16 protein-coding genes are annotated in these 13,129 nt (G+C 50.0%); 13 read left to right on the top strand and 3 right to left on the bottom strand.

Annotated elements, in window-relative coordinates; genetic code table 11:
* Nucleotides 1–38: 38 nt before the first annotated feature.
* From Q8O77_RS01160 to Q8O77_RS01130, 7 genes are all read left to right on the top strand, one after another.
* A complete protein-coding gene (locus Q8O77_RS01160; protein WP_305550878.1) occupies nt 39–1,118 on the top strand; it encodes a serine hydrolase in 1,080 nt (359 codons plus the stop codon).
* Between the two features lie 239 nt (nt 1,119–1,357).
* Nucleotides 1,358–1,810 carry a hypothetical protein gene (locus tag Q8O77_RS01155; protein WP_305550876.1) on the top strand — a complete coding sequence of 151 codons (453 nt, stop codon included), beginning with the start codon at nt 1,358–1,360 and terminating at the stop codon, nt 1,808–1,810.
* Nucleotides 1,811–1,852: 42 nt separating this feature from the next.
* The gene (locus tag Q8O77_RS01150; RefSeq protein WP_305550874.1) at nt 1,853–2,434 is read left to right on the top strand and encodes a hypothetical protein; all 582 of its coding nucleotides are present in this window, start codon (nt 1,853–1,855) and stop codon (nt 2,432–2,434) included.
* A gap of 16 nt (nt 2,435–2,450) precedes the next feature.
* Nucleotides 2,451–2,897 (top strand): hypothetical protein, encoded by a 447-nt coding sequence (locus tag Q8O77_RS01145; protein ID WP_305550872.1) that lies wholly within the window; start codon nt 2,451–2,453, stop codon nt 2,895–2,897.
* A 69-nt stretch (nt 2,898–2,966) separates the two neighbouring features.
* Nucleotides 2,967–3,314 (top strand): hypothetical protein, encoded by a 348-nt coding sequence (locus tag Q8O77_RS01140; RefSeq protein ID WP_305550870.1) that lies wholly within the window; start codon nt 2,967–2,969, stop codon nt 3,312–3,314.
* The gene (locus tag Q8O77_RS01135; protein WP_305550868.1) at nt 3,293–3,838 is read left to right on the top strand and encodes a hypothetical protein; all 546 of its coding nucleotides are present in this window, start codon (nt 3,293–3,295) and stop codon (nt 3,836–3,838) included. The genes Q8O77_RS01140 and Q8O77_RS01135 overlap by 22 nt, the downstream gene beginning before the upstream one ends.
* Before the next feature lie 113 nt (nt 3,839–3,951).
* Complete coding sequence (locus tag Q8O77_RS01130; protein WP_305550866.1) at nt 3,952–4,248, top strand: hypothetical protein; 297 nt, start codon at nt 3,952–3,954, stop codon at nt 4,246–4,248.
* Between the two features lie 78 nt (nt 4,249–4,326).
* Here the strand turns inward: Q8O77_RS01130 and asnS are convergent, their stop codons facing one another.
* Nucleotides 4,327–5,727 carry an asparagine--tRNA ligase gene (gene asnS, locus Q8O77_RS01125; protein ID WP_305550864.1) on the bottom strand — a complete coding sequence of 467 codons (1,401 nt, stop codon included), beginning with the start codon at nt 5,725–5,727 and terminating at the stop codon, nt 4,327–4,329.
* 100 nt (nt 5,728–5,827) lie between these two features.
* Between asnS and Q8O77_RS01120 the strand changes: the two genes are divergently transcribed.
* Entirely contained in the window at nt 5,828–6,202 is a 375-nt protein-coding gene (locus tag Q8O77_RS01120; RefSeq protein WP_305550863.1) for a hypothetical protein, read from the top strand.
* A gap of 1 nt (nt 6,203) precedes the next feature.
* On the opposite strand, the gene bioA is transcribed toward Q8O77_RS01120, so the two are convergent.
* A complete protein-coding gene (bioA, locus tag Q8O77_RS01115) occupies nt 6,204–7,475 on the bottom strand; it encodes an adenosylmethionine--8-amino-7-oxononanoate transaminase (RefSeq protein ID WP_305550861.1) in 1,272 nt (423 codons plus the stop codon).
* Between the two features lie 106 nt (nt 7,476–7,581).
* Here bioA and bioB point away from each other — a divergent pair, with 106 nt between their 5' ends.
* From bioB to bioD, 4 genes are read left to right on the top strand one after another with little or no spacing between them, the layout of a single operon-like run.
* Nucleotides 7,582–8,622, top strand: coding sequence for a biotin synthase BioB (gene bioB, locus Q8O77_RS01110; RefSeq protein WP_305550859.1), 1,041 nt, complete (start codon nt 7,582–7,584; stop codon nt 8,620–8,622).
* Nucleotides 8,623–8,624: 2 nt separating this feature from the next.
* Complete coding sequence (locus Q8O77_RS01105) at nt 8,625–9,776, top strand: 8-amino-7-oxononanoate synthase (RefSeq protein WP_305550857.1); 1,152 nt, start codon at nt 8,625–8,627, stop codon at nt 9,774–9,776.
* Nucleotides 9,773–10,570 (top strand): methyltransferase domain-containing protein, encoded by a 798-nt coding sequence (locus tag Q8O77_RS01100; RefSeq protein ID WP_305550855.1) that lies wholly within the window; start codon nt 9,773–9,775, stop codon nt 10,568–10,570. The genes Q8O77_RS01105 and Q8O77_RS01100 overlap by 4 nt, the downstream gene beginning before the upstream one ends.
* A complete protein-coding gene (gene bioD / locus Q8O77_RS01095; RefSeq protein WP_305550853.1) occupies nt 10,560–11,258 on the top strand; it encodes a dethiobiotin synthase in 699 nt (232 codons plus the stop codon). Before Q8O77_RS01100 ends, bioD begins: the two co-directional genes overlap by 11 nt.
* 104 nt (nt 11,259–11,362) lie before the next feature.
* On the opposite strand, the gene pepE is transcribed toward bioD, so the two are convergent.
* A complete protein-coding gene (pepE, locus tag Q8O77_RS01090) occupies nt 11,363–12,064 on the bottom strand; it encodes a dipeptidase PepE (protein WP_305550851.1) in 702 nt (233 codons plus the stop codon).
* A gap of 143 nt (nt 12,065–12,207) precedes the next feature.
* Here pepE and htpX point away from each other — a divergent pair, with 143 nt between their 5' ends.
* Nucleotides 12,208–13,071, top strand: a complete 864-nt coding sequence (gene htpX, locus Q8O77_RS01085) for a protease HtpX (RefSeq protein ID WP_305550849.1) — start codon at nt 12,208–12,210, stop codon at nt 13,069–13,071.
* Nucleotides 13,072–13,129: the final 58 nt, after the last annotated feature.

The following is a 13,129-nucleotide window of genomic DNA, read 5'->3' as shown; positions in this document are numbered from 1 at the left end:
CTTTTATCTGACCTTAATCATTTCAAATTGGATATCAAATGACAAAAAGTAGTTTGCTTGCCTCGCTATATTTATTTCTCGCGGGCGCCGCCTGTGCCCAGACTTCAGCTATCGATACCCATGCCGCAGTTGATGCTCAACTGCGCGCTAACGCACAAGAACATGGCATTCCCGCACAGGCCGTGCTGGTGCTGCACAACAGCGATATTCTGTACCGCAATGCTACCGGCACGACCGCATTAGAAGGCGGCACACCTGTAACGCCGAAGACAGTTTTCTCTGTCTACTCAGTAAGCAAGCTGTTCGCTATCACCCTCACTATGCAATTGCAGGAGGAAGGAAAGCTGGATATTTCTGCTCCAGCCTCACGCTATGTCGGGAGTCTGCCGCATTCCTGGCGCAATATCCGTATCGATCAGTTTTTAAACCATGTCTCGGGCGTACCTGAATATTTCGACGGTAATGATTTCTCGCGCCCGTTTCCACCCAGCCTGGAAGCCGTTTTTGCAAACTTAAAAGATCTGCCTGTATCTGCGCCGGGTGAGCGAACGCGCTACACCAATACCAATAACCTTGTCATTGCAGCTGTTCTGGAGTCCGTAACGGGGACGCCATACCGCACACTGCTGCGCCAGCGGATCATTGAACCGCTTGGCCTGCAGGAGACGTGGTTCGATCTTGCTGACGTGCCCAAGGCTCGCCTTGTTGACAGCTATCGGGCGCAGGAGGGCCAGATTGTGCCTGATATGTCGATCGCGTGGCCGGATTACAGCGCCGCGCACGTAGGGGGTTACATGACACTGGATGACGTGGGCAAATTTATGTCCGCCATCGCGCATGGACGTCTTGTTTCCAGGGCGGAACTACTGCGTCTTTGGCAGCCCTATAAGTTTGCTAACGGTAATGTCGGCTTTTTTGCAACCGGCTGGGATTATGGTGAGTCGGGTCGTTGGCACGAGGTTGGCCACGACGGGGGGGCCAAGGTGCGGGTGCGCATCCTGTTCGATGAGAATCTCGATGATCATTACATCGTCATCTATCTGACCAACGGCAATAAAGATGGTGTCTGGTCGCGTACGCTTGTCGACTCGGTCCAGACACTGATATTGCCGAAATAGCTGTAGCATGGCAAAGTTGTCCCACCAACATTTAGCTTAAGCGGACGTGGGGTAAACCGGCAGCCGGCTTCGCCGGACAAGGCCCGTGACTGCGGCGTTTGGCGCTTACGTCCCTTGCTATATTTTATAACCGTGTTTGTAGGCACTCAGTGATTGGCTATGTCAGCCCGGCTGAGTTTGAGCGCAAACTCGCATAACCTAGAGTCTACTTTTTATAGATAAGAACAGCGTATCGAGAGATGATCAAAATCAACAAATGGACAGGAACGGTTAATGTGGGCGGCTTTAAAATTAAGCCAAGTACAAAAATTACAGATCTGCCAGAGTCATTCGAAATAGGTCAAGAAATGATCGTTCAAATAATACGGGATAAGGTCCCTTGCAAGTTTTCCTCATACGCTGAGACCGCCGATAACGTTGAAACTAGAGTAAACCTAAGATTTGAGCGAAACGAATTAGTAAGCGTTTTTATTCATCTCACTGACTTATCGAAAAACTATATAGAAGCAGATGATTTTTACTCAAGTACACAAGACCGTAAGCAAATGCATCTTAATTGGTTGCAGTTAAAACTCGGCAAAGAGCAAGGGTCTTATTCAGTTTATAAGTGGGGTAAGGCAGGCGTAGCTCAAGACCGAAGTGATAATGTCCATATATTCTTGCATTATCAAAACAATAGTTGGGCGCGCTAATGCGCGCCGCTACTTTTGGCGCTATTTTCTTACGAGGCAAAAATGGATTTTGATTTGACTGCAAAATTTTTGCTGGGTGCTTTTTCAGCACTTGGAACGATGGCATTAGTTTTCTTCAATCTCAGCCAAACGAGAAAAATTAAGGCTGAGCTGTTGGAAAAATTTGAAGATGCCGTTTCTCGAGCGAATAAACACTCGGTTACAGAGCTATTTCGATTGATTCATGGTTTACGGATGAACTATGCCGATATAATTGAACTGGTTAAACACGATAACTGTTCAAAGATCATATTTTCGCTCAAAAAAACTCCGGGCCTTGTTTCTTATCGTGGCGGAAAGTTTCGTTACTCTAAAATAGCAAGTAATCGAATTTTTAGGTTTGTAGATAAGTTCTTCATGCGTCTGAGTATTTTCACTTTCAGTGCATTTACTCTGTTCTCTTTTGGCGTGCTAATCTTCGGTAAAGGTACAACTGCAGTTGTAGGATTCGTATTCTTGATACTCAGTTCAATGATGTTAGCGTTTCAGCTTCGTCAAAGAAATTATGATCAGATGGTTTCAGATTTAGTTGAACCAGAACATAACAATTTAATTCAGCAGACCGAAAATGTGTCGGCTGATTAAGGAGTTATGAATCATCATGAGCATCAAGCGACTTAAACATGTAGCTCAAAATTTCGGCCAAATTTTTTGCGGCTGGGAGCTGATGTTCGACTACAAAACATTGGCGGAGCTTGGGTCAGGGGTCCTATCTATCGACATCCTCCGTCAAGAATGTAAGCACAATGATAAAGAAATTAAGCCACTAAAAATTGTTGCTGGCATCCACAATTGGATGGTTAGCGACCTTGAGGGCAATAAATTATCAATTGGTGACATTGATATCGCAGAGCTAAAAGTGGAGTTCTCAACAAATCGGCAGGTTGGTCAAAAGTTACAAGGCGCAAGCTGGGCTGACCCGACGAAGCACTTTATAAGTTGCGCCCTTAAGTGCAATAGTATTGTAAAGTCAAAGGGGCGCGAGTTTACTTCAATCTATTACGATCAAGAAGAGTGGCCGGAGAGTTATTCGTGGGTAAATTCATAACAAGGCTAAGCACAATAGGACCTCGATGCATTTGCCTGTGTTTACGGTGTTAGAGTTTCAAGGGGCAGCATGAGTACTGAACAAAAGGCCAAAGAGTTAATTGCCATATCTATAGAAATATCCAAGGGAAACGTGCCGGAGTATCAGTCCAATGAAACCTTCACTTCCGGCGCGTATGACCTGCTACTTTTCAATTTATCTGATGGATCCAATTCCTTTGATTTACTGCAACAGATATGCAATGAATACCAAACAATCAAAGAAGAACACAGAGCGGCATATCTAGGCTTGCTTAAACAGGCAGTGCAATCAGCTCAAACCACTGAATTGCCAAAGGGTATGCAAAATATCATTTCAGCGAATAGTGAGTTAGCAGCTGCAAAGGAGTTGGCAGTGTGGTATCGCATAAAGGTTTAACAAGGCAAAAAATGGATACATCTGAACACTGCAAAGAAGTCTACGCATACTTTGGTCTCGCAATGTATCGAGCGCAATGTGTTGAGCAATCAATAGTTCAGTTACTTATTTTCTTTGATTTTTTTAAGGAGAACGTGCCTAAATTCGAAAGTCGTGCGAAATGGGAAGCAGATTTTGACCGATTTGATGGTGCTTTGTCGAAGAAAACTATGGGCCGCTTATTGGGTGCAATAAAAGAAATAGGTGTGCTCAATGCCGATATTGAAAATACTCTTTCTTTGGCGTTGCAGAAAAGAAACTGGTTGGCGCATGCATACTTTGTTGATCGTGCTTTAGATTTCATAAACGAAGCTGGCCGAAAAAAAATGATAAATGAACTCGAAGATGCTATTAAGTTATTTAATTCAGTTGAAGATATTTTAAATCCGATTTCTAAATCTGCTTCAATTAAGTACGGTTTAACTGACGAGATATTGGAAAAGCTTCAAAAAGAAATGTATGAGTCTGCAAAAGGTGAGCTTTAAGAAGGCGTCAACATCGCTCCTTTTGTCGCTGGATCTCAATCGCTGCGCGGCTTTTCGGCCGCTGCCGGCTGAGTTGCTTTCTTGGAAAACATCAAGTAATAAACAGCAGGGTTATGCTTAAACTAAAATTTATTGTGTTATTAATCAGTATCTTGGGCTTACTGGTTTTCGCTTTTTACGCCAACGAAGCAAGAAAGGAAGTGTATTATCTTTGCGGCAATGTTAGTAAAGGCACTGCTTACTCAAGTGTGATCCGGCAATTAAACACGGTTAATTTGTCGGAATACAAAGTGGAAAACCTGCAGCAGGGTAAGCGCGTTATTCACAGCAGCGCACTGCATTTTCACTTGCTTAGCTGCAATATAGAATTTAACCCACAAGAAAAGGTGGTTTCTGTTTCATATGGTTAAGCATAAGCAACCGGTATGTTGAGCAATAAAAAAGGCGCTGTTTAAAGCGCCTTTTTTGCATGTTGTGCATCGGGGGTATTAAAACTCTGCGTTGCCAGGCGTACGCGGGAAAGCGATAACATCGCGCACGTTACCTACACCGGTAACGTATGACACTAAACGCTCAAAGCCCAAACCAAAACCGGCGTGGGGTACTGTGCCGTAGCGGCGCAGGTCGCGGTACCAGCTGTAGTCTTCTTTATCCAGGCCCATTTCCGCCAAACGCTTATCAAACTCTTCCAGACGCTCTTCACGCTGGCTGCCACCGATAATTTCACCAATACCCGGCGCCAATACGTCCATTGCCGCTACGGTTTTGCCGTCGGCATTTAAGCGCATATAAAAGGCTTTAATGTCTTTCGGGTAGTTTTGCATAATGATAGGTGCGCCGATGTGCTCTTCAGCCAGGTAGCGCTCGTGCTCAGATTGCAAATCGACACCCCATTCCACAGGGTATTCGAACTTCTTACCGCAGGTTTTTAAAATTTCGATAGCGTCGGTGTAATCCATCCGCACAAAAGACGAGTCAACCAACTGCTGTAACCGCGTTACGGCGGTAGGGTCGATACGCTCGGCAAAAAAGGCCATATCATCGGCGCGCTCGGTCAGTACGGCTTTACACACGTACTTCAGCATATCTTCTGCCAGTTGGGCGATGTCTTTTAATTCGGCAAAGGCCACTTCCGGCTCTATCATCCAAAACTCGGCTAAATGGCGGCTGGTGTTGGAGTTCTCGGCACGGAAAGTAGGGCCGAAGGTGTAAATTTTTGACATGGCACAAGCATAGGTTTCGCCGTTTAACTGGCCGGATACGGTTAAGAAGGTTTCTTTACCGAAGAAATCTTTGCTGTAATCAATGTTGCCTTTATCAGTACGCGGCAGGTTTTCCAGATCCAGCGTGCTGATGCGGAACATTTCCCCGGCGCCTTCTGCGTCTGAACCGGTAATAATAGGCGTGCTGATCCAGTAATAGCCCTGCTCATGGAAAAAGCGGTGTACCGCCTGAGCTAAACAGTGCCGTACCCGGGTAACGGCACCCATAATGTTGGTGCGGGCGCGCAGGTGCGCGTGTTCACGCAGGTATTCCATGCTGTGGCGCTTCGGTGCCATAGGGTAGGTGTCCGGGTTTTCTACCCAGCCTAATACTTCAACCACAGTAGCCTGCAGTTCAAATGCCTGGCCCTGGCCTTCAGAACGTGCCACAGTGCCGGTTACCGCCACTGAGCATGAGGTGGTCAGGCGTTTTACTTCAGCTTCGTAATTGGGTAAGTCTGAAGGGGCTACGGCCTGTACCGCATCGAAGCAGCTGCCATCATGAATAGCTAAAAAGGAAATACCGGCTTTTGAATCGCGGCGGGTGCGGATCCAGCCTTTAACGGTGATTGATTCACCAACGGCATAGCGACCAGCTAAAACATCTTTAATAACGGCGTGCGTCATGCAACAAACTCCAGAGGGTGTAAACTTAGACAACTGCGTAAAGCGGTAATGATACTGAGCCAGGCGCACAAAACAAGTAAAAGTTATCAGGACTTTAAAATTGACCACAGAGCAGGAAAAACCGGAAAAATATGAGCGTCGCCAAGGGCCGGATCTGTTATGTCGGGCCTTTAACTGGCTGGCGGTATTTGGCTGGTTATTATTTATTGCCGGTATGGTGGTGGCGCATTATGCCAGCCCGGATCTGGATACCGGGCTGGTGCGTTACTGGGGCATAGAAATTCGCAGCGACTGGCATCCGCAGCTAACCGTTTATCTGCAATACCTGCTGTGGGCCGTGGCGCTGGTCAGTGCTTTAAGTTTATCGTTAAACCGGCTGCGGTTGCGCCGGCGCGGCGATCATCTGCACTTTAATATAGTGATGTTACTGCTTAGCAGTATAGGTTTGCTGCTGTACCTGTATTGGCAGGTCTGAGTTAAACTCCGGTTACTGTCCGCATGGCTGCAGTAAGTTGGCTTAGCTGCTCAGGGCGGATAATAAACGGCGGCATTACGTAAATCAGCTTGTTAAACGGCCGGATCCACACCCCCAGCTCAACAAATTGCTGCTGCAGTGCACCGACATCTACCTTGTTATGCATCTCCAACACTCCAATAGCCCCCAACACCCGTACGTCTTTTACCAGTGGCGATTGGCGACAGGCGGCCAGTTCCTGCTTTAATTGTTGCTCAATAGCGGCCACCTGCTGTTGCCAGTCGCCTTGTGCAATCAGCGCTAAACTGGCATTGGCCACCGCGCACGCCAGCGGGTTGGCCATAAACGTAGGGCCGTGCATTAAACCGCCGGCCCGGCTTTGGCTAATACCGCGCGCCACTTCATCGGTGCACAGTGTGGCCGCCAGCGTGATATAACCACCGCTGAGTGCTTTACCCACACACATAATATCCGGCGCTATGCCGGCATGCTCGCAGGCAAATAACTTGCCGCTGCGGCCAAAGCCGGTGGCAATTTCATCGGCAATCAGCAACACCTTATATTCATCGCACAAAGCTCTGGCGCGGCGTAAAAATTCCGGGTGATAAAAGCGCATGCCGCCGTAGCCCTGTACTATCGGCTCTAAAATCAGCGCAGCGATTTCAGTGTGGTTTTCTGCCAGCAGTTGCTCAAGCGGCGCTATGTCACTGTGTAAAAACTCGCCGTCAAAGCGGCTTTGCGGCGCCGGTAAAAAGTAATGCTGTGGCAGCAAAGCAGCGAACATATCATGCATGCCATCGACCGGGTCGCATACCGCCATAGCGGCAAAAGTATCGCCATGATAACCCTTACGCAGGCTGATTAACTTCTGCTTTTGCGGTGTCTCACTGGCCAGCCAGTACTGCAGCGCCATTTTAATCGCCACTTCTACCGCGATGGAGCCACTGTCGGCGAGAAATACCTTGGTTAAATTTGGCGGCACCATACTCAGCAGTTGTTTACATAAATCAACCGCCGGCTGATGGGTAATGCCACCAAACATTACATGCGCCATTTTGCCAAGCTGCTCTGTAACTGCAGCGTTAAGGGCAGGGTGATTATAGCCATGTACCGCCGACCACCAGGATGCGGTACCGTCAATTAAACGCTGAGCATTTTCCAGTATCAGTTCACAACCTTTTGCTGCCACTACCGGATACACCGGCAAGGGATCTTGCATCGAGGTATAAGGGTGCCAGATATGGTTGCGATCAAAAGCTAAATCAATGCTCATTATTTAACCTGTAGTAAAGTTTTAATTCTGGTCAGCGTTGACAACGCGAAGGTGGCGGTTAGACTAGCCGAAAACACCTTTAACCTCAATTTAAACAGGGATTTTTATGCAGGCTGTTGTCCGCCACGACTGGACCCTCGCGCAGGTCAATGCACTTTATGCGCTGCCGTTTAACGATTTATTGTTTCAGGCGCAAACGGTGCACCGCCAGCACTTTAAACCGAATGAAGTCCAGGTAAGCACCTTGTTGTCGATTAAAACCGGTGCCTGCGCCGAAGACTGCAAATACTGCCCGCAAAGCGGCCACTACAATACCGGGCTGGAGCGTGAGCGTCTGTTGGAAGTGGAAAAGGTGTTAACCCAAGCCAAAGCCGCTAAAGACAAAGGCGCCAGCCGCTTTTGTATGGGCGCGGCCTGGACCAACCCGAAGCAGCGCGATATGCCGTACATTATTGAAATGGTGCAGGGCGTAAAAGCCATGGGGCTGGAAACCTGTATGACACTGGGCATGTTAACCGGTGAGCAGGCGCAAACCCTCGCCGGTGCCGGGCTGGATTACTACAACCACAACCTGGATACCTCACCGGAGTTTTACGGCGAAATTATTACCACCCGCACCTATCAGGACCGCTTAGACACCTTAAGCCACGTGCGCGATGCCGGTATGAAAGTATGCTGCGGCGGTATTTTGGGCATGGGCGAGAGCGCTAACGATCGCTCGGCGCTGTTAATGCAGCTGGCTAATTTGCCGGAGCATCCGCAAAGTGTGCCGATTAACATGCTGGTAAAGGTGGCCGGTACGCCGCTGGAAAATGTTGATGATTTAGATGCCTTTGAGTTTATCCGCACTATAGCAGTGGCGCGCATTATGTTGCCGCAAAGCCATGTACGCTTATCGGCCGGCCGCTCACGCATGAACGAGCAAATGCAGGCGCTGTGTTTCTTCGCCGGGGCTAATTCGATTTTCTACGGCGATAAATTGCTGACCACCGATAACCCGGAAGCCGATGCTGACATGCTGTTGTTTGCCAAACTGGGTATTCAGCCGGAGCAGCGCCATGATGTGTCTGACGAAGCGCATGAACTGGCGCTGGCCGATGCGATACAAGAGCAGGCTAACCCGCCACTGTTTCACGCGGCACAGTAAGCATGTTACAAGCCAGGCTGGCACAGTTAAGCCAGGCGCTTGAGCAGCGCGCCGCCCAGCAGTTACTGCGCCGCCCGGTAACCCTGGATAGCTACAACGGTAGACTGGTAGGTGTTGCCGGCAAAAGTTATCTTAACTTTTGCGGTAATGACTATCTGGATCTTGCCACAGCAGCACCGGTGTTGCAGGCCTATGCCGATGGCGCGGCACAGTTTGGCGCCGGCAGCAGCGGCTCGCCACTGGTTACCGGCCAGCATGCGGTGCATCAGCAGCTGAGCGACAGCTTATGCGACTGGCTTGGAGTAGAGCGGGTATTGCTGTTTTCCTCCGGCTTTGCCGCCAACCAGGCTATGCTGCTAACGCTAAGCAGTAAAACGGATACTTTATTGCTGGATAAACTCAGCCACGCCTCGCTGATAGATGCGGCGCGGCACAGTGACGCCGGTTTTAAACGTTTCGCCCACAATGACGTATCTGCCTTGCAGTTGTTACTGCAGCAATATGAACAGCCTATGGTGGTGACCGAAGGTGTGTTTAGTATGGATGGCGACAGCCCGGATCTTAGAGCAATGTTGGCGCTGTGCCATCGCTTTGATGCACCGCTGCTGTTGGATGATGCCCACGGCTTAGGCGTATTGGGGCCTGAAGGCAGAGGCACTGCCGCGGCACAGGGCATTGCGCAACGCGAGCTGTTTTGCACTATGGCCAATTTTGGTAAAGCACTGGGCGCAGGCGGGGCTTTTATCGCCGGCAGTAAAACGGTGATCGATTATATCGAACAATTTGGCCGGCATTATATTTACAGCACGGCGTTGCCACCACCGCTGTGTGCGGCGGTACTAAAAAGCATTCAGCTGTGCCGCAGCGACAGCTGGCGGCGCGACAAACTACACAGCAATATCGCCTTGTTTCGCCGCCTCGGCGCCGATCTGGGGCTGCTTAATTCGCACAGCGCCATTCAGGGCCTGGTGCTGGGCAGTAGTGAGCGCGCTGTGGCCGTCAGCAACCAGTTAAAACAACAGGGCATTTGGCTTAGCGCCATTCGCCCGCCAACAGTACCCCAGGGCAGTGCCCGTTTACGTATTACGCTAAGTGCAGCGCACACGGCAGAAGATATTACACTGTTGCTGCAACAATTAAGGCAGGTGCTATGACCGCAGTTAGCGCTGAAACCGCAGAGGGCTTTATCCGCCAGGTGGCACACAGTTTTGGTAAAGCCTGCGACAGCTATTTACCGGCCGCCCGGCTGCAACAACAGGTGGCACTGGATGCGCTGGCACTGTTGCCGGCGGATAAACAGGGCCATTTACTCGATTTAGGCTGTGGCCCGGGTTGGATCCATCCGCGCTTTGCGTCTTATTGCAACCAGTTTAGCGCAGCAGATTTAAGCGCCGGCATGCTGGCCAAAGCGGCAACTCAGCAGTTAGCGACAAACTACGTGCAGGCCGATGCGCAGCAGTTGCCATTGGCAGCGCACAGCGTTGATAAGCTGTTTTCCAGCTTAATGCTGCAGTGGTGTCCCAAGCCGGCGGCGGTCTTTGCTGAAATAGACCGCATATTGGCCCCTGGCGGCCGGGTAGTGCTGACGACGTTGGTCGATGGCACCCTGGCAGAGCTGAAACAGGCGTTTGCCCGTGTTGATACACTGGCGCATGTAAACCACTTTTTGCCTGCCGCCGCTGTGGTCGCGGCCGCTGAGTCTGTCAGCACTATTAACTGGCAGTTTGAGCAACGTTGCTACCCGCTGTTTTATCCGGATGTTGTCAGCCTGGCGCGCGAGTTAAAAGCGCTGGGCGCGAATCAGGTTGCCGGCCGGCAAAGCCGTGGTTTAACCGGCAAGGGCTACTGGCAAAGTCTGGCCGCTGCTTATGATGACAACCGCACCACGCTGGGGTTACCGGCCAGTTATCAGGTGCTGATTATCAGCGGATATAAAAATGCCAATTAACAGCTGCTTTATTACTGCTACCGACACCGACGCCGGCAAAACCTATATCAGCGCTATGTTGTTGCAAGGTTTTAAAATGCTGGGCACAGCCGCGGCTGGCGTAAAGCCAATAGCGGCGGGGGCTGACGGGCAAGGTTGCAATGGTGACGCGTTACTGTTGCAGCAACATTCCGGTATCGCGTTACCTTATAAAATGATCAATCCAATCTGTTATCAGGCGCCGGTGGCACCGCATCTGGCGGCCGCCAACGAGCAATTGCCGATTGACGAAGCACAGTTAGATGCTGCGTTGGCGCAGTGGCAGCAATTACCTGTGCAGCAGTTATTAATTGAAGGCGCCGGAGGTTGGTTATTGCCGATAAGCGATAAACGCTATCTGGCGGACTGGGTGGCCGATAAGCAGTTACCGGTAGTGCTGGTGGTTGGGTTGAAACTGGGCTGTTTAAACCATGCCATGCTAACGGTGCGCGAGATTGAGCGCAGTGGCTGTAAGCTGTTGGGCTGGGTGGCGAATTGTATTGATCCGGATATGGCGTTACCGGAGCAAAATATTACTGATTTACGCCAGCGTATCACCGCACCTTGTTTGGGGGTTGTACCTTTTGCGCCGGACCCGGCTCAGTATCAGCATCTGGCAACAGAGCTGGCGACACAACTTTGCACCAACGCCGGTTACAACACCCGATAAGCTCGCCACAGCAACTCGCTACCGCTTGCGCGTCCGCTCAGACACTCTGTGTCGACTGATCGGGTATTCTAACCTCTGAGTCTCAGCAGTTGATGGTTGTCGCGTTACAACAAAAACTCAGCTAAATCGCTATTTTCTGCCAGCGGCGTTTTATTACCGCTGAGAAACAGATAACCGCCTTCGCTACCAAGCAAGGTCAGGCTGTTGCCACTGCGTTTTAGTGCGGTACCTTCGGGCAGGGCAATAATCGGCGTCGCAGGATGCAGCTGCATAAACTCCGCTAAGCGCATATCGCGGGTTTCACCGTGAAAACCCTCCGGTTTATAGTCAGTGTAATGCGGGTTTAATTGCAGCGGTAACAGGTTTAACGCATTAAACGAAGCCGGTTCAATAATCGGCATATCATTAGTGGTGCGAATGGTCGCACCGGCAATGTTGGAGCCGGCACTCCAGCCAATATAGGGCACGCCTTCGGTTACGCGTTTTCGGATTAATTGCACTATATCCTGTTGATATAACTGATAAAGAAGGTGGAAAGTGTTGCCGCCACCGACAGCGATAGCCTGAGCTTGCGTAACAGCCTGGCGCGCATCGGCAAACTGATGAATACTGCGCACTGTAATGCCCTGTGGTGCCAGTGCCTGCTGCACTGTGGCCAGGTAGTCGTCATAGTTAATGCTGATGCCGGCGTAGGGAATAAACAGTAACTCATTAACGCCTTGCAAATGCTGCGTTATCCACGCCATATATGGGGCGAGGTAAGCGCTGTTATTGGCGCGCGAACTGCTCAGTAGTAATAATTGCATGGCTAACTCCTTCATGTTGCTGCCATTGTAGCCAAAAGCACTACGGCAGACACCTTTTCTTACAAATAATCCGCTGCGATTAAATTGAAAATGGCCTCTAAGCCCATATAGTACAGTGCAGTAAGCCAATTGAGGAAAGCAGTATGAAGCGTATTTTTTTATTTTTAGCCACTAACCTGGCGGTTATTTTGGTGCTGAGCATAGTGCTCAATATCGTATTCAGTTTCCTTGGTGTCGATCGCAGCAGCATTGGTGGTTTATTGGTGTTTGCTGCCGTGTTCGGTTTTGGCGGCTCTTTTATATCGCTGGCTATGTCAAAATGGATGGCAAAGCGTTCTACCGGCGCGGTGGTGATTGAACAGCCACGTAACGCCACCGAACAGTGGTTAATGACCACGGTAGCGCGCCAGGCTAAAGCCGCCGGTATTGGTATGCCGGAAGTGGCCGTGTACGACTCGCCGGAAATGAATGCCTTTGCCACCGGCATGAACCGCAATGATGCTTTAGTTGCAGTAAGCACCGGTTTGCTGCGCAATATGCGCGAAGACGAAGTCGAGGCAGTGCTGGCACACGAAGTGTCGCATATTGCTAACGGCGATATGGTAACGCTGACGCTGATCCAGGGCGTGGTAAACACCTTTGTTATTTTCCTTGCCCGTTTAATCGCCGGCATGCTGAACAATAACAGCAATAATAACCAGGGCGGTGGTATTGCCTATTTTGCCACTGTAATTGTGCTGGAAATGGTGTTTGGCGTTCTGGCCAGTATTATCGTGATGTGGTTCTCGCGTCAGCGCGAATACCGTGCCGATGCCGGTGCCGCGAAATTGGAAGGCGGGCCGAATAAAATGATCGCCGCGCTGGAGCGGTTAAAGCATAACCATGAAAGCCGGCTGGAAGGCAGTATGATGGCCTTTGGTATTGCCGGTGGTGCGGCGAAATCTGAGCTGTTTTTAAGCCATCCGCCGCTGGAAAAACGTATTGCGGCCCTGCGCGGACGTTTTTAACCGGCAGCAGTTAATAAACCAAAACGGGGCTTAAAGCCCCGTTTTGTTATGCTGGTCT

The organism is Rheinheimera sp., from assembly GCF_030690345.1.
In the GTDB taxonomy this organism is placed as follows: Bacteria; Pseudomonadota; Gammaproteobacteria; order Enterobacterales; family Alteromonadaceae; genus Alishewanella.
The sequence above is the reverse complement of the archived record's forward strand: the minus strand, read 5'-3'. Positions and strand labels throughout refer to the sequence as shown.